Raw genomic sequence first — 16863 nt, 5'->3', positions numbered from 1 at the left:
TATAGTGAATCAGGGAGGGGGAAATATACGTGAAGCGAAGTGTCGGTCAAATTCTTGGACGAACAGGGATCCGAATTCCATTGATTCTTTGGACAATTGCGGTGTTGTATCCGATTTTCTGGATGTTTATCGGTTCGTTTAAATCGAATGCCGAGATATATCGGAATCCTTGGGGGTTTCCAGAGACATGGAATTTCCAAAACTTTGTCGATGCCTGGACAAATTATAATATTGATACGAGTGTGTTTAATAGTTTACTTGTAACATTAATCGGTGCTGTACTTACATTGGTATTGGCTATTCCAACTGCCTATGCCATTGAACGGATTAACTTCCGAGGCAGTAAAGTACTATTTACAGTATATGTTTCGGCAATGATGATTCCAATGGTACTGGGCTGGATCCCGTTGTTCTTTTTACTGTCAGATTTAAACTTACTGGATAATATTTTCGGCTTAGCGATCGTCTATGCTGTAAGCCAATTACCATTCAGTATTTTTGTATTAACAAGTTTTATGAGTACGATTCCTAAATCATTAGAGGAATCAGCAGCGATGGACGGTATTACCCCATATGGTACCTTGTGGAAAATTATTACCCCGCTTACCATGTCGGGGATTATCACGGTAACGATTATGAATGCCATCCAGTTTTGGAATGAGTATTTCATGGCGCTAATCTTTTTACAATCACAGGAAAACTATACATTAGCCTTGGCAATTGACTATATCAGTAATGAGGCCCAATATTCGAATGCTTGGGGTACGCTGTTTGCTGGATTGGTGATTGCAATTGTTCCGGTGATTATTTTGTACGCAATCTTCCAGCGGCGCATTGCAAAAGGCATGACAGAAGGCGCTATTAAAGGATAAATAAAGCGGCAACCGGTTTGTGCGGGTGTCGCTTTTTTTCAGTAATTATTTATGCAGTTGGGGTCGGACAGTATTTTGTCCAATTTGGATAGTATTTACTTGATTTTTGGACAGTATTCCCCCAGATTTGGACAGAAATAGTTCCGCTGTGGATGGTTTTTCTGCGCCTTGGATAGAAGCTTGTTCAAGGGTGCTATCTTGCTGATACCATTCTTCTCAGTGATAAACAAAGAATGGCCGGAATCTATGCTGCCTGTAATTCTTCCAGGGTATTTGCTTCCGTATTTCTAATTAAAGCGTCTCCTCCGCATACAAGAAACAGTTTACTTTAATGCTTCCTCAGTTAAAACTACATCCAAAACATTCCGTTTCAGGCTTAAATGCCAAATAAACCCTCTTCCTCACGAACAAACCTAATTCAGCACCGTTTTCAGGTCTTAAGCATCATTTGACTTTTTATCAAAATATTACAACCAATTCATTCCGTAATATAGTATAATTGCACTATCGCATTTTTTTATATAAAGGAAAAAGCAAGGAGGAATTTTATGAAGTTTTGTAAGCATTGTGGAGGGGAGATTTCTGATAATGCGAAGTTTTGCAAGCACTGCGGACAGGATTTAACAAATGGCAGTCAGCCTAATAAGGAAGTCCCTGAGGGTAACGAAGAGCAAAAGGAAAAGGATTCGTACATACCGGATTCTGAAAAACAAACAAATCAGGAAACACCTCAGCATAATGGGCAATCTGCTATAGAAAACGTTCAGGAAGTAAACGAAAAGCAAGGTGGTCTTGGGCAAAAGCCAGTCCAGCAGCCTGAACAACCGGATCAGCCAAACCAGTCACTTGAACAACCGGCACAGCAGTCTAATCAACCAGCGCAGTCCAACCAGTCAAAATCAGGTGGTCTGGGTGCTTCCAAAAAAACAACTGGCCAACCATCAGGTAAAAAGTTGTCCAAAAAATCCAAGATCTTAATGGCCGTCGCGGGGGCAGTTATTGTATTATTAATTGTTACTTACCAGGTAGGGGCATCCATGACTTCCAAAGAAAAGATGGTTGAGAAATTTGAAGAGGCCATCACGAAGAAAGATGCGGAAACCGTTGCCGATCTTTTAAAGGCAGACAGTAAAAAGATCAAAATCAATAAAAAATCGGTTGAAGGTTTCATTAATTACTATTCAGAAAATCCGAGTGAATTTGCTTACACGATGGATCATTTGAAAGGTCAGGTAAAGCAATTCGATAAAAATTCGAAACTGGCCAAGGCTAGTGATGACGGATACACTTACGCCCTTAATCTAGTGGAAGATGGCAAGAAGTTCTTGATCTATGATAATTACAGTATACAAGTAAGTCCCGTTTACTTTGAGGTTTCTACAAACTACAAGCATACCGATATTATGTTAAATGGAGAGGTTATTGCGACATCGGATAAGGATGATTTCAAGAAGGAAGTGGGTCCGTTTCTTCCAGGTACGTATAAGTTTACCGCCAAATACAAAGGTGAATTTGTTGAGTTGACTGCTGAAGCAGAAAGCACCAACTTCGACCCGAATTATTCTGACAATGTAGAGCTTTATATTGAAGGGGACGACGTTACATTCTATTTACCGTACGATATGGAGCTTGATAATGTAAAACTTTACATTAATGGCGAAGATACGGGAGTGAACATAGTTGAAGAGAGTACGTTCGGCCCCGTGCTGGCGGATGGTTCTATGACGGCATCATTTGAAGCAAAATTTCCTTGGGGCACAATGAAAACGGAGGATATACCGATTGAATCGAGTTCTCTTGATGTTGAATTTAAGACAAGTGATGAACTGAAAGAAACAATGAAGGACACGATCATCAAGTTTAATCAAGAATATTTAGCAGCGACTACAACTGCCGATAAAAAGAAATTAACAACTGTAACCGCAGATCTGGCAACTAATATTGTTGATGATGCCAAGAATGCAAAAGAAGCCGATCAGTATTATAAAGGCAAATTTATCGGCGTTGACTTCGATACGGATTCATTTAAGCTGACAAACTTTGGAGACGGATGGACCGCAAAAGTTGATACGGTTACGATTTTTGAAGAGGATACCTGGTATGGAGACGATAAACCTAAACTTGAGAAAGTTTCCGAGGAATATGGTTATGAATTAGTATATGACAAGGACAGTGAGCAATGGAAAGTGAACAACATCGGATGGGCTGGATCAATGAAAGCCGATAAAATGGTCGAATATCGGGAGAAAGCTCCAAAAGTTTTTACATCTGCATGGCTGAAATAGGTTCATTGTCTGGCATCCTACGCTCAGGCTATTAATTTGGCTTGGGCGTTTTTTGCATTATCGATTATCTGCCAAAGCGAAGTAAGATTGCTTTTCCTGAAAGAAAAATAAGGCACAGGTACTTGTTTCGCTCGTGTTTTTAGTATCATCATCTTATAATTAACAAACTACTATGATAAGTTTTAAATGATAGTTTCAGAGAGAGGTCATATACAACAATGAAACGGGTTAGTTTGCAAACGAAAATTTTAGGGTTAATTACATCACTGATTTTGTTTGTCACCATTTTGCTGGCAGGTATCATTTCCTATATAGAATCGGAAGAAACAGAAGAAAATATCGGCAAACGAGCATTAAATGTTGCGACAGCTGTTTCATTTATGCCTACCGTGAGAGAAGCATTTGAATTAGATGATCCCGCGGCAGTCATTCAGCCATTAGTGGAAAAAATCAGGAAGAAAGTGGGTGCTGAATATATTGTAGTCGGAAATGCAGACAGTATTCGGTACGCACATCCAGATGAAAGTAAGCTAGGAAAACATATGGTGGGCGGGGACAATGCGAAAGCCCTGGTGCATGGCCAATATTACACATCAAAAGCGACAGGGAGTTTAGGTCCCGCTTTACGTGGAAAGGCACCGATTTTCAATGGTCAAGGTAACATTATCGGGATTGTTTCGGTTGGCTTTATGGTAGAAGATATTAAAGTGATCGTTTTGAAGAAACTGCTGAAAATTAGTAGTGTAGCATTGCTTGTATTGGTTTTTGGCATTATTGGCGGAGTGCTGTTGGCTCGCAATATCCGAAAAGATACACTCGGCCTTGAACCATATGAAATCGCTTCATTATATAGGGACCGGAATGCGATTTTACAATCGATCAAAGAAGGTATAATTGCTATTGATAAGGATGGCTACATTTCCATGATGAATCCATCGGCAAGGAAGATTCTTTCCTTACATCACGACATTAAGTTTAAGAAAATAGAGGAGATCATTCCGAATACGGAAATGTACCAAGTATTGCAGACCGGGGAATTAAAAAAGGACGAAGAAATGGCTTTGAAAGATAGAGAGATTATAGTTAATCGAACTCCTATTATTGAGAATGGTAAAGTGGTGGGCGTTGTTGCCAGTTTCCGTGATAAAACGGAAGTAAACGAAATGTTGAATGCTTTATCAGATGTCCGGAAATATTCGGAGGATTTGCGGGCACAGACACATGAATTTACCAATAAATTATATGTTTTATCCGGGCTTTTGCAGTTAGGACATTATGCCGAAGCAATCGAACTCATCCAAAAAGAATCAGCATTGCATTTAAATCAGAATAAAGTAGTTTTTGAACAAATCCAGGACAAAACGGTTCAGGCTATTCTTTTAGGAAAAATCAGCAAAGCTTCTGAGAAGAAAATAAGCTTTACCATTGACGATAACAGCTCGTTAGATATAGTTCCAAAACAGATTGATATGGTAAAGTTAATTACAATTTTAGGGAATTTAATCGATAATGCGATGGAGGCAGTGGAAGCTAACGAAACAAAACATGTTACCTTTTTTACAACAGATTTGGGAGAAGACATCATTTTTGAAATAGCTGATAATGGAAGAGGAATTCCGGAAGACACCATTGCAAACATTTTCGAGACAGGTTTCTCGACAAAGGGAAAATTTGATCGGGGTTATGGATTGGCATCTGTCAAGGAAATTGTGGACGAATTGAAAGGATCCATTGTTGTTCATAACCAGCCTGATGGTGGGGCAGTTTTCTCTGTTTTTATACCTAAAAAAGTGGGGGGAAGGTAAAATGATAAATGTTATTATAGCAGAAGACGATTACCGTGTAGCGGGGATCCATGAGGAATTTCTTGCTAAACTGACTGGACTTCATGTTGTCGGTAAAGCATTAACCGGAAAAGAAACGCTACAACTTATACGTAAAAAAACGGTTGATTTGGTACTTTTAGATATATATATGCCTGATAAATTAGGGACAAACCTTATTCGTGATATTCGTAATGTCAATCCAGAGGTTGATATTATCATGATTTCTGCTGCAACAGATAAACAAATAGTTGAAGATGCAATTCGGAGTGGCGTGTTTGATTACATTATCAAACCAGTAAAAATGGATCGATTCATGGAAACAATTGAAAAATACAAACAGACAAAAAGAAGATTGGATGCAAGTTCGGAGGTAGATCAATCCTTTTTGGATGATTATTTTGGACATGCTTCCTTAGAGAATCCAAATGTGAAAAAAACCCCAAAAGGAATTGATCCATTGACATTAAACAAGATTCAAGAGATATTACCAAAGCTGAATGGCGGAATTACTGCTGAGGAAATGGGAATGGAAGTAGGTGTGTCCCGAACGACAGCCAGACGGTATTTGGAATACTTAATTTCGATTGGCACATGCACTGCTGAACTGGAATATGGAATTGTTGGCAGGCCAGAGCGAAGGTATCATATGGCTTCAAAAACATCTTGATAGTATATCAAGATGTTTTTTTGTGCATTTTTGCGCGTGAACAAAATAAACAAAATACGCAAAAAATTCTTATTGTCCATTATTTTGAAAACGATTACATGATAGGGGGATTGGATTAAAATTAATGGGACTAGCAATGATCTGAATCATTGTAAAAATAGAACAAGGGGGAATTTGTAGTGAAAAAGCGATTATCTTTATTTATCCTAATCTTGTTAATGGTCGTCGCTACCGCATGTTCAAGTGGAGACAAAAATGCTAGCGGCTCATCAGATGACCAGGGTGACTCCGGTGAGTGGAAACCAGAAAAGCCGATTGAAATTGTCGCTCCATCCGGGGCAGGCGGCGGCTGGGATACAACCGCCAGAATGACAGCTAAAATATTTAATGAAGCTGGTATTATCGACCAGGATATTGGCGTAGTGAATAAAGAAGGCGGTGGTGGTGCAGTAGGCTGGGCTTACACTGCCGGGAAAGATGGCAGTCCATATAATTTATTTGTTTCTTCACCACCGATCTTATTAGTACCTTTAAATGGACAATCCGAATATGGGCATGAAGATTTTACACCGCTTGCCAACGTAATTGCTGACTATGCTGCATTTGCAGTTGCGGCTGATGCGAAATGGGATAACTTGAATGAGTTATTCGATGATATGAAAAAGGATCCATCAAGTATTACCGTCGTTGGGGCATCATCTCCAGGCAGCATGGATCATATTCAGTTCATTAAAATTGCCAAAGCTGCCGGAGTTGATATAACAAAAATCAAATACGTATCTGATCAGGATGGTGGAGCATTAACTGCTTTATTAAATGGCAGTGTGGATGTTTATTCAACTGGCGTTGCAGAGACGGTAGAACAAGTGAAAGCCGGCAAAATTAAAGTTTTGGGCGTTACTTCCGAAGAACGCCTGGAGGGAGATGTTCTCTCTGACTTCCCTACAGCGAAGGAACAGGGAATAGACGCTACATTCGTTAACTGGCGTGGATTCTTTGGACCGCCAAATATGGATCAAGCAGCAGTAAAATATTATGAAGAAAAATTCAAGGAATTAAGTGATTCTGATGAATTCTCCGAAGTCCGCGAGAAATATGGATGGGACGAAATGTATATGGACAGTGAAGAATACAAGACATTTTTAGATGAACAAAAAGAAGACATTAAAGGATTGCTTGATGAGTTAGGACTTGCAAAGTAGGAATAAGATGGTAAGCCAATGATTTTGGTCATTGGCTCTGCCTTTTAGAAAGGGCGTGTATGTATGTTTCAAACAATGAATAAAAAGGTTTCTATTATTTTAATTCTCATAGCTATTTTTTATCTTGTATTAAGCTTCCGGCTGCCGGCTTATGCCTACGTTCCGATTGATAGTGATATTGTACCAATCGGACTTGGCGTTATTTTATTGTTATTGTCCGGAATGCTCTATTTTATAAAAGATCAGGAACAACAAGAAAATAAAGAACATATCCTGAAAAGTGAACTGCCAGTCATTCTGGGGGTAATCTGTTTTATCATTCTTTATATTGCTTTGCTGGAAGTTATTGGTTTTATTATTATGACCGTATTATTTCTCTTTCTCTGTTCCTGGTTTCTTGGTTATAAAAAACATACGGTTAATGCGATTGTTTCCATTATACTTCCTACATTAATATTCTTGCTGTTTGATAAGTTTTTGCAGATTCAGCTGCCGATGGGAATTTTACCACTATAATGAAAATTTTGGATTTGCACTAGAGGAGGTTACAACATGGACGTATTTAGCGGACTTGCCCAAGGATTTCAAATAGCTTTAAGCTTACAAGGATTAACGTTTGTCTTAATCGGCGTCATTGTTGGTACGGTTATCGGTATGATACCAGGACTTGGTCCGATTACCGCAATTGCCGTCATGATCCCGATAACATATGGAATGGATCCTGCAATTGCCCTGTTGTTAATGGCTGGGGTCTATTACGGTGCCGCATACGGTGGGGCGGCATCGTCGATTTTGCTGAATGCACCCGGTGTTTCTGAAGCCGTAGCGACAACATTCGACGGCTATCCACTGGCAAAACAAGGACATGCAGGGAAAGCACTTGCGATTGCCGCAATCGGATCATTCGTAGGTGGAACGATCAGTATCATTTTTTTGACATTTTTAGCTCCACTTTTATCCAAGGTAGCGGTTTCGTTTGGACCGCCGGAATATTTCGCCTTGATGCTTTTAGGGTTAACTGCGATAGCCAGTCTTTCCGAAGGGTCAACGATTAAAGCGTTAATTTCGGGTACCATCGGTCTCATGATTGCCACAATTGGTATTGATGCACAAACCGGCACACCTCGTTTTACATTTGGTAACCCGCATTTGCTAGAAGGAATTGACTTTCTTGTGATCGCACTTGGTTTGTTCGCTCTTGCCGAAGTAGCATCGCTTATTAAAAATAGAAAAGAGAAAGCAAGCGACATGCATAACATTGGGAGTTTAAAACTTTCAAAAAAGGAAGCGAAAGAATTGACTCCTACAATGGGGAGGCAATCTGTTCTAGGATTCCTTGTTGGTGTTTTACCCGGTGCGGGAGGTACAATTTCTTCCTTTCTCGCCTATATAACGGAAAAGAAACTTTCTAAAAATCCCGAGGAATTTGGAAAAGGTGCAATTAGAGGGGTTGCAGCTCCAGAATCAGCTAATAATGCTGCATCAAGTGGTGCGTTCGTTCCATTGCTAAGCCTCGGCATTCCTGGTTCGGGGACAACTGCTGTTATGCTCGGTGCTTTGATTGTACTAGGTATTCAGCCAGGGCCGTTGTTGATGACCGATCATCCAGATATTTTCTGGGGGGTTATTGCGAGTATGTATATCGGCAACATTCTATTACTTATCCTGAACCTGCCGCTAATTCCGTACATTTCCCGGATTCTGCTTGTACCTAGACAGTTGTTGATTTCACTGGTGATTGTATTTTGTATTATTGGGGTTTATGCCATCAGCTTTAGCACGTTTGATCTTTACCTTCTGTTGGCATTTGGCATTCTTGGCTATGTCATGAGGCTGATTCAATTTCCAGCTGCACCACTGTTACTTGCATTTATACTAGGAGGCATGATGGAACAGGCTTTCAGGCAATCATTGACCATTTCCAATGGAAGTCTTTCCATTTTTGTAACCAGTCCGATTGCAGCTGTCATGCTGCTTGTTGCTTTCTTGGCGTTTTTGGTGCCAATTATGAAAAGTCGAAAACCAAAGAAGAAAGCGCCAGCAGAAAATGACCAAAGTGCCTAGGGATCCGATTGGATAAAGTACAAATCTTTTATCACGCAGTAACGGACTGTAATCCCCCACCTCTAAGCGTAAGTAAACCAAAAACGTGAAAGGCGGGGGATAAACAACTCGTAAATTCCTGAACGTTCAACTAGACAAATATACCCACCCGAAAAAATGGGATTCGTTCCAAAGGCACTTGTGAGGCACATGCCTGAATGTTACGATAACCACGGATAAGGGAGGGATTCGTTGAATAAGGAAATGATTGACAGTTTGCTGAAGACGATTACTGATATGTCGGACGAAGTGAAAGATATCCAAACAAGCGGATATCGTTTAGATGAACATGTTACGGATATAGAAATGAGAATAAATGATATAGGACTCGGTTTAAGCGGTTTACAGCGTGACATTCGCAATATTGACCGGGACGTTACCACCGTCATCGATAAACTTTTGGAAAAGAATAGCCAAACCAATCAGTCGTAAAGCAATTAACTAAAGCGTGTCATGGGCAGGCTTATTTTTTTTGGTCAATTAATTTGCTATCCTTAAATTGATAACATGCATAAAAATTACCATCAAGGGAGGACCAACATGCAACATCAAACCAATTCATTTACCGCTATATTGCAAAAAAACAAAGCCATCCTGTGGGGACTGATTCTAACTGTCACGATTCTTTGGGGATATGCATGGATTCTAATGAAGGAAGTGCTTGCCTATATGGGTCCGTTTACCTTTTCAGCATTCCGGTTTGGCACTGGTTCCATTGTGTTATTGATGATCGTTTGGCTGTCCAAAAAGGGTTTTCCGCTTAAACAATATTGGAAACAGCTTATTATTCTGGGGATTTTACAGACATCCATCGTTTTTCTTTTTGTTATGTACGGGCTTCGGTTTGTTGATGCGGGTAAATCGTCCGTATTATTGTACTCAATGCCGATGTGGAGCAGCCTGTTAGCCGCGAAATTCCTTAGTGAAAAATTAACATCAGCAAAATTTATCGGGTTATTGATTGGGATGATTGGACTCCTAACCATATTAGGCTGGGATATTTGGATCGGACAGGATATAAGTGTCATCTTTGGAGAATTACTTATTATTATTGCGGCAGTTTCATGGGCGGTTTCCAATGTGTATTACCGGATTAAGCTTCAGCATTTGCCCAAGGTTGAGACCAATGCCTATCAAATGCTTTTCGGCACAATCGGAATAATTATTGCAACCGTATTTACAGAATGGAACCACCCAGTGGATTTAAACGTACATAGTATCTACTATATTTTATTTACGGGAATACTAGCTTCGGCACTATGTTTTACGGTTTGGTTTCTTATTTTAAGTTTGATCGATATGGTAACAGCCACAATCTCAACATTGCTCGTCCCGATATTTGGCCTGTTGTTTAGCAGTCTCATTATCGATGAAACAATGTCCGTTGGCGTTATAACTGGATCGGTTTTGATAATCGTTGGGATCATCATTGCTCAAGTGACAAGCAAATGGAACGTGAAATAGTGTAAAAAATCCCCGCAAGCAATTGCTTCCGAGGACTTTTTTCTGTTAAAAGAATAATAGACCGATAGCGATCGGGATAAAACTGTAAATCAAAATCATCACACAAAATCCCATGATATCGCGCACTTTTAAACCAGCGATGGCAAGCAGTGGTAACGCCCAGAATGGCTGAATCATATTCGTCCAGGCATCCCCCCAAGCAACCGCCATGGCTGTTTTTGCAGTGTCGGCGCCGATTTCAAGTGCAGCTGGAATCATAATAGGCCCCTGAACTGCCCATTGTCCACCGCCTGATGGAACGAAAAAGTTGACGATACCTGCACTGATAAAGGTGAACAGTGGCAAGGTCGTTTCATTGGAAATACTAACAAACCATAGTGACATTTGTTCTGATAATCCGGAGGTGACCATCATACCCATAATACCGGCATAAAACGGGAATTGAACAATGATCCCGCCAGCATTTTTCACCGCACCTGTCACACTGTTTAAAAAGCGGCGCGGTGTTTTGTGAAAAATAATCCCTAAAAATAGAAAGATAAAATTGACAATGTTAATATTTAGATCAAATCCGTTCTCTACAAAATAATAGATCACAAAGCATAGCCCGAGTATCCCGGTAATGATAGAAATGGTTTGGCTGTTTTCCAAGCGTTCAGCGGGTGTCAGCTTTTCCTTTTCTATTACATCTTCTGACTCATTTTCCGTAACTGCTTCAGGCTGCCAAAGAGATGCATCCGTATTTTGGAGTGGATCTCTGGATTTCATCAAAAACCGGTTCAAAAACGGCAAGGTGAATAGAAGGACCAATACAATGAAGATGTTGAAGCCACTGAATAACGTCTCCGAAACGGGAATGACTCCCATTGTGTCCTCTAAAAAATGCCCAGGTGTTGCAATTAACAATGGAATCGAACCGGATAGACCGCCATGCCACAGCAAAAACCCACTGTACGAGCTAGCCATCAATACCCGATAATCCACCGTCGGAACCCGCTTGGCAACATGAATGGCGTACAATGCCCCAACAACAAGTCCAAACCCATAATTGATCAAACAAGCAATAGATGCAATGAACGTAACTGCTAAAATTGCTTGCTCCGGTGTGTTTGCCAGACGGCTTAATTTGGACAGGAAATTTTTAATAATAGGTGTATTTGCCAAAATATAACCGGTCACGACGATTAACGACATCTGCATCGCAAAAGCCAGTAAATCCCAGAAGCCCGTTCCCCAATATTCAACCATATCGATGGGTGAGTTGTCCGTAAAGAAAATACCCAATAAAAACACAACAAACGTTAAAATGATGGCAAACAAAAATGCATCAGGTAAAAAGCGCTGCACCAACCGGTCAAAAAAAGATGTGATTGCTTTCAAAAGCTTTCTCCCCCTTCTCCGTAGATGTGAAAATGATTATGAAAAATATAATAGCAAAGGATTCATTAAATTGGAATATATTTTTAGTGTATGCTTGTCAGTGGGGAGAAAGAAATAGTATATTAAAACAAAACTGTTCCCCTTTACTTTCCCGTCGTCTTTGCTATCCTGTAATAAAAACCTTAAGAAAAGAGGAAGTCTAACGTGCAACTTGACCACACAAATTCGATACCACTACATATCCAGCTAAAAGAAATCATTGAAAACCAAGTAGCTGAAGGAATCCTTTCTGACCAGATTCCAAGTGAGCGCCAATTTATGGAGGAATATAGCATTAGCCGCAGTACCGTCCGTGAAGCTATCAACCTTTTAGTCCGAGAGGGGATATTGGAAAAGCGACACGGGAAGGGGACGTTTGTCTCATTGAAGCCAATTCATGATTGGCTGGGAAATTTAAGCAGTACAACCGAAACGATTCGCTATATGGGAATGAAACCCGGGGCAAGGCTTATTACGCATTATCTTACAACACCATCGGCGTATATTCAGCAGCAGACTGGTTTTAAGGAGGCTTATTTCATCAAACGAATCCGATATGCCGATGATATTGCAATCGGAGTGGAACGGCATTATTATCCAATTGTAATAGGGAAAAAATTAATTAAGTATGACCTGGATAACGCAACACTTTATGATTTGGTTGAAAATGAATTGGGAATTCAGTTTGCTGAGGCAGACCAGACGATTACGAGCGGACAACTATTACCGGAGGATCAAGATTACTTGGACGTTCCCGCAAATAAAAATGTACTGATCGCCGAGCGGATTATAAAAGATCAGGGAGGCAATGTGATTGAGATGGAAGAAGCATATTATCGGAGTGATATGTACAGATTTAAAATTAATTTATCACGCAAATTCGGCTAGATCAATAGTGGAACCCCATTTATAAGTTATTCCAATAAGACTCATTTAATTTCTGAATATCAGAATTAAATAAAAACGTTTGAAATTTATTTACGTTCTGGAATATACTTAATATAAACCTGCTACAACTGGTACGGACGTCGCGATCTGTATGTAGCTTGTTGTAGTGGTTATTTTTGGGGAGAATGGAGTGATGATTATGATAATTGGGGTTCCTCGTGAAGTTAAAAACAATGAAAATCGAGTTGCGCTAACCCCATCAGGCGTGACAGCGTTTGTTGACGCGGGACATCGTGTATTAGTGGAGACCCTGGCAGGTAATGAAAGCGGTTTCGTTGATGAAGAATACAAGGCGGTGGGTGCAGAAATTGTTGCAAAAGCACGTGATGCTTGGGCTGCAGAGATGGTAATGAAGGTGAAGGAGCCACAGCCGGAAGAATATGCATATTTACGAGAAGGGTTGATTTTATTCACATATCTGCATTTGGCAGCTGAACCGGAATTAACCCGTCGGCTTGTCGAGAAGAAAGTGACGGCGATTGCCTATGAAACAATCCAGAATAAAGATGGTTCCCTGCCGCTTTTAGCACCGATGAGTGAGGTTGCCGGACGGATGGCCATACAAATTGGTGCACAATTTTTAGAAAAAAATCAAGGTGGAAAAGGCATTTTGCTTAGTGGGGTTCCAGGTGTTAGGCCGGCTCATGTAGTGATTGTCGGTGGTGGTATGGTAGGGACAAATGCTGCAAAAATGGCGATCGGACTGCGGGCTAATGTGACGATCATTGATATTAATGCAAAACGGCTAAGAGAACTTGATGACTTATTTGGCGGAGCTGTCGCAACCGTTATGTCCAATCCATTGAATATAAGAGAAGCAGTCAGACAGGCGGATTTATTAGTTGGTGCAGTATTGATACCGGGGGCTAAAGCACCACAACTCGTCTCAGAAGATATGGTGAAAGAAATGTCCAATGGATCGGTCATTATTGATGTTGCGGTAGACCAGGGCGGATCGATTGAGACAGTTGATCGCATTACCACACATGATGAACCAGTCTATTTGAAACATGGTGTACTGCATTACGCTGTAGCGAATATGCCTGGCGCTGTGTCACGGACATCGACCTTATCCCTGACAAATAATACAAGTCAGTACGGTGTTTTTCTAGCTAATCATGGGTTACAGAAGGCGGCTGAAACGAATGAAGCTTTTGCCAAAGGTGTGAACACGTATAACGGTTATGTAACGCATGAAAAAGTTAGTGATACACACAAATTACCATATCGGTCATTGACTTCTGTTTTAACGGAAAAGCCGGTTTCTACTTATTAGATTCAGTAGATTGCAACCTGTCCATGGAAGGGTTGCATCAAATGAGGATAACATCGTCCAATGGTAGACAGCAATCCAATTCTGGGAGACGCTTCACAAGGATTACCAGCTTCAAAGGGGTTTTTTTAATAAATGAAATGGGGGCAGATAATGATGAAGGCAGAAGTTGAAATGAGTCATGTTGCGGAGAAAACAACATCCCATTTATGGAATGCTATGCATCGTTATAATCCGGATGCACAGGACATGATGGCAGTATCTGGTGAAGGATCATGGTTTGTTGATGCGGATGGCAAAAAATATCTTGATGGTGTATCCGGGCTATGGTGTTTGAATCTAGGTTACGGGCGGCAGGAAATTGCGGATGCGGCGGCCGAGCAAATGAGGAAGCTAACCTATTTTCCGTTGACGATGAACCATCCGCCCGCAGTTGAGCTAGCAGGAAAGATTAGTCAGTTATTAGGGGGCGATTATCAAACGTTTTTCTCCAATAGTGGGTCGGAGGCAAATGAAACAGCGTTTAAAATTGTCCGGCAATATCATAATCAAACCGGAAATCAGGGTAAATACAAATTCATCTCGCGTTATCGGGCTTACCATGGATCAACGCTTGGAGCTTTAAGTGCAACAGCACAGGCGAATCGTCGCGTCAAATATGATCCAGGGGCACCAGGGTTTTTACACGTTTACCCGCCGTACAGCTATCGCTCTATTTTTGGCGGGGATCCGGAAGAGTCAGATTTAAAAGCTGCGCAAATGCTGGAGGAAATGATTAATTGGGAAGGGGAAGAAACTGTAGCTGCATTTATTATGGAACCATTCATCTCCGGCGGCGGTGTTATTATCCCATTCCCAAAGTATATCCAGCGTGTAGCGGAGATTTGTAAAAAACACAATGTCCTGTTGATTATGGATGAAGTTGTTTCCGGGTACGGCAGAACAGGGAAAATGTTCGGATTCATGCATGCTGAAGGGGTTCAGCCTGATATTGTGACGATGGCCAAAGGGTTAACGAGTGGTTACCTGCCGTTAGGCGCAACAGCAGTTAAATCGGAAATCTATGATGTGTTCAAACAAACTGGAAAAGATAATCATTTCCGCCACGTTTCAACATATGGTGGACACCCAGCTGCATGTGCCGTTGCACTAAAAAATATCGAGATTATCGAAAAGGAAAATATAGTCGAGCGGGTTCATGAATTAGGGAAAGCAAAACTCGGAAAACTTCATGCATTAATGGATCATGAAAATGTTGGGGAAGTTAGGCAGGTCGGTTTTTTACTAGGTTTGGAAATGGTAACGGATAAGCAATCGAAAGTACCACTTGACGAGGCGAAAATGGGGGAAATCGTCGGCAAGTGTAAAGAAAAAGGCTTAATCATCGGTAAAAATGGCGATACGGTGCCAGGGCAAAATAATGTTCTCATTATCGCGCCACCGCTGACAAGTACGGAAGCGGATTTGAATTTTGTTGTGGAAACAGTTGAGTCGGTGATTCGCAGTATCTAGATTAAAACCTGATTCACATGCTGCCAAGCTGGAGTAAACAGGAGTTGGATGGGAAGGTAATAGATATGAATTACGAACGGTTAAAGACATTTATTGCCGTAGCCGAAAAGAAGAGCTTTTCTGAAGCAGCAAAGATATTGTATGTTACACAACCAACGATTACCTCACAAGTAAAGGCACTGGAGGAAGAACTAAACACGAAATTATTTGAACGCACGACAAAGAAGGTAGCAATGACACAGTCGGCACACGTTTTATTAAAATACGCCAAAGAGATCATTCTTCTAAGTGATTCAGCACAGAAGGAAATTTTACAGATGGAGAAAACGGTTAGCGGTGATTTACGAATGGGGTGCAGTTTAACAGTTGGGGAGTATATACTTCCGGAGTTTTTAAAACGATTTAAAGAGACGCACCCATTGATTCAAATGAGTGTAGAGATCACCAATTCTCATAACATTGTTACTAACATTAAGGATCAACGAATCGATGTAGGTCTAATCGAAACGCCAATTGAGGATCCACATATTAATATGGAACCTATTTTAGAGGATGAACTCGTTTTGATAGCGGCACCGGATTACTTTCCCAATCATGAACTGAAAATTTCACCCGATAAATTAAAGGGAATACCGCTTATTGTTCGAGAAAAAGGATCCGGGACGCGTGAAGTTGTACAGCATTATTTGCAAAAAGCGGGGCTTAAGCTTGATGAATTAACGATTGTCATGGAGTTAGGCAGTACCGAAGCGATAAAGGCGGCGGTAGAATCTGGGCTTGGTGTCTCCTTTATTTCCAAAAATGCGATTAAGAAAGAGGAAAAGTTAAAACTGCTGAAGGCTCATCATGTCAAAAGCATAAATTTCTACCGTTATTTTTATATCGCATTTCGTAAAGGACATGTTTTAAAGTCAACTACTGAGCTTTTTATAGAAGAAATGCGGATGATTATTCAGGAAAAGGAGGAGGTTGGCACATTAATCCATCTGCCAACAAGTAATTGGTGATAGATTCATAAATTTGAGGGAGGAATGTTATCATGGTAAAACAACAAGTAGAAGTAAAAAATGCAACAAGGCAAAAAGTAAAAATGACACCAAGTGAGGCAATCGTCGAAACGCTTGTCGCAGAAAATGTCAAAGAGGTGTATGGAATTGTTGGCTCTGCCTTTATGGATATGTTGGACCTATTCCCAACAGCTGGAATTCGCTTTATCCCTGTTCGTCATGAACAAAGTGCCGGTCATATGGCAGATGCGTATGAACGTGTTTCCGGAACTGCCGGGGTCATTG

At 40.7% G+C, this 16863-nt stretch carries 15 protein-coding genes; 14 read left to right on the top strand and 1 reads right to left on the bottom strand.

Going from position 1 to position 16863, the window contains the following annotated elements; translation table 11 throughout:
* Positions 1-29 precede the first annotated feature (29 nt).
* The 9 genes from IEX12_RS06605 to IEX12_RS06565 all read left to right on the top strand — a co-directional run bounded on the left by IEX12_RS06605 (position 30) and on the right by IEX12_RS06565 (position 10419).
* A complete protein-coding gene (locus tag IEX12_RS06605; protein WP_088052892.1) occupies positions 30-872 on the top strand; it encodes a carbohydrate ABC transporter permease in 843 nt (280 codons plus the stop codon).
* A gap of 548 nt (positions 873-1420) precedes the next feature.
* On the top strand, positions 1421-3157 hold the full coding sequence (locus IEX12_RS06600; RefSeq protein WP_155555005.1) for a TcaA 3rd/4th domain-containing protein: 1737 nt from the start codon (positions 1421-1423) through the stop codon (positions 3155-3157).
* A gap of 218 nt (positions 3158-3375) precedes the next feature.
* Entirely contained in the window at positions 3376-4962 is a 1587-nt protein-coding gene (locus IEX12_RS06595) for an ATP-binding protein (RefSeq protein ID WP_155555006.1), read from the top strand.
* A gap of 1 nt (position 4963) precedes the next feature.
* A complete protein-coding gene (locus IEX12_RS06590) occupies positions 4964-5650 on the top strand; it encodes a response regulator (RefSeq protein ID WP_155555007.1) in 687 nt (228 codons plus the stop codon).
* 218 nt (positions 5651-5868) lie between these two features.
* Positions 5869-6852 carry a tripartite tricarboxylate transporter substrate binding protein gene (locus IEX12_RS06585; RefSeq protein WP_155555012.1) on the top strand — a complete coding sequence of 328 codons (984 nt, stop codon included), beginning with the start codon at positions 5869-5871 and terminating at the stop codon, positions 6850-6852.
* Between the two features lie 63 nt (positions 6853-6915).
* Positions 6916-7368, top strand: coding sequence for a tripartite tricarboxylate transporter TctB family protein (locus tag IEX12_RS06580; RefSeq protein WP_155555008.1), 453 nt, complete (start codon positions 6916-6918; stop codon positions 7366-7368).
* 36 nt (positions 7369-7404) lie between these two features.
* Positions 7405-8916 (top strand): tripartite tricarboxylate transporter permease, encoded by a 1512-nt coding sequence (locus tag IEX12_RS06575; RefSeq protein WP_102414897.1) that lies wholly within the window; start codon positions 7405-7407, stop codon positions 8914-8916.
* A gap of 231 nt (positions 8917-9147) precedes the next feature.
* Positions 9148-9387, top strand: coding sequence for a hypothetical protein (locus IEX12_RS06570; protein ID WP_102414898.1), 240 nt, complete (start codon positions 9148-9150; stop codon positions 9385-9387).
* A 108-nt stretch (positions 9388-9495) separates the two neighbouring features.
* Entirely contained in the window at positions 9496-10419 is a 924-nt protein-coding gene (locus IEX12_RS06565; protein ID WP_102414899.1) for a DMT family transporter, read from the top strand.
* 45 nt (positions 10420-10464) lie between these two features.
* Here IEX12_RS06565 and IEX12_RS06560 read toward each other — a convergent pair whose 3' ends face one another.
* Positions 10465-11799, bottom strand: coding sequence for a short-chain fatty acid transporter (locus IEX12_RS06560; RefSeq protein WP_088052900.1), 1335 nt, complete (start codon positions 11797-11799; stop codon positions 10465-10467).
* A gap of 204 nt (positions 11800-12003) precedes the next feature.
* Between IEX12_RS06560 and IEX12_RS06555 the strand changes: the two genes are divergently transcribed.
* From IEX12_RS06555 to IEX12_RS06535, 5 genes are all read left to right on the top strand, one after another.
* On the top strand, positions 12004-12726 hold the full coding sequence (locus tag IEX12_RS06555) for a GntR family transcriptional regulator (RefSeq protein WP_102414900.1): 723 nt from the start codon (positions 12004-12006) through the stop codon (positions 12724-12726).
* A 199-nt stretch (positions 12727-12925) separates the two neighbouring features.
* Entirely contained in the window at positions 12926-14062 is a 1137-nt protein-coding gene (gene ald / locus IEX12_RS06550; RefSeq protein ID WP_188724850.1) for an alanine dehydrogenase, read from the top strand.
* A gap of 153 nt (positions 14063-14215) precedes the next feature.
* Positions 14216-15571, top strand: a complete 1356-nt coding sequence (locus IEX12_RS06545) for an aminotransferase (RefSeq protein WP_188724849.1) — start codon at positions 14216-14218, stop codon at positions 15569-15571.
* Between the two features lie 65 nt (positions 15572-15636).
* Positions 15637-16578 (top strand): selenium metabolism-associated LysR family transcriptional regulator, encoded by a 942-nt coding sequence (locus tag IEX12_RS06540; protein ID WP_188724806.1) that lies wholly within the window; start codon positions 15637-15639, stop codon positions 16576-16578.
* Between the two features lie 32 nt (positions 16579-16610).
* On the top strand, positions 16611-16863 hold a 253-nt coding region (locus IEX12_RS06535; protein ID WP_286170958.1), incomplete at its 3' end, for a thiamine pyrophosphate-binding protein.

Source organism: Lentibacillus populi, assembly GCA_014642895.1.
In the GTDB taxonomy this organism is placed as follows: domain Bacteria; phylum Bacillota; class Bacilli; order Bacillales; family Amphibacillaceae; genus Lentibacillus_C; species Lentibacillus_C populi.
This window is presented reverse-complemented; position numbering and strand designations above follow the sequence as displayed.

What these genes read in the sequence shown, in the direction of transcription:
- IEX12_RS06575 (WP_102414897.1), top strand. Translation starts at nt 7,405, where the DNA reads ATGGACGTATTTAGCGGACTTGCCCAAGGATTTCAAATAGCTTTAAGC.
- IEX12_RS06600 (WP_155555005.1), top strand. Translation starts at nt 1,421, where the DNA reads ATGAAGTTTTGTAAGCATTGTGGAGGGGAGATTTCTGATAATGCGAAG.
- ald (WP_188724850.1), top strand. Translation starts at nt 12,926, where the DNA reads ATGATAATTGGGGTTCCTCGTGAAGTTAAAAACAATGAAAATCGAGTT.
- IEX12_RS06595 (WP_155555006.1), top strand. Translation starts at nt 3,376, where the DNA reads ATGAAACGGGTTAGTTTGCAAACGAAAATTTTAGGGTTAATTACATCA.
- IEX12_RS06540 (WP_188724806.1), top strand. Translation starts at nt 15,637, where the DNA reads ATGAATTACGAACGGTTAAAGACATTTATTGCCGTAGCCGAAAAGAAG.
- IEX12_RS06545 (WP_188724849.1), top strand. Translation starts at nt 14,216, where the DNA reads ATGAAGGCAGAAGTTGAAATGAGTCATGTTGCGGAGAAAACAACATCC.
- IEX12_RS06565 (WP_102414899.1), top strand. Translation starts at nt 9,496, where the DNA reads ATGCAACATCAAACCAATTCATTTACCGCTATATTGCAAAAAAACAAA.
- IEX12_RS06590 (WP_155555007.1), top strand. Translation starts at nt 4,964, where the DNA reads ATGATAAATGTTATTATAGCAGAAGACGATTACCGTGTAGCGGGGATC.
- IEX12_RS06580 (WP_155555008.1), top strand. Translation starts at nt 6,916, where the DNA reads ATGTTTCAAACAATGAATAAAAAGGTTTCTATTATTTTAATTCTCATA.
- IEX12_RS06585 (WP_155555012.1), top strand. Translation starts at nt 5,869, where the DNA reads ATGGTCGTCGCTACCGCATGTTCAAGTGGAGACAAAAATGCTAGCGGC.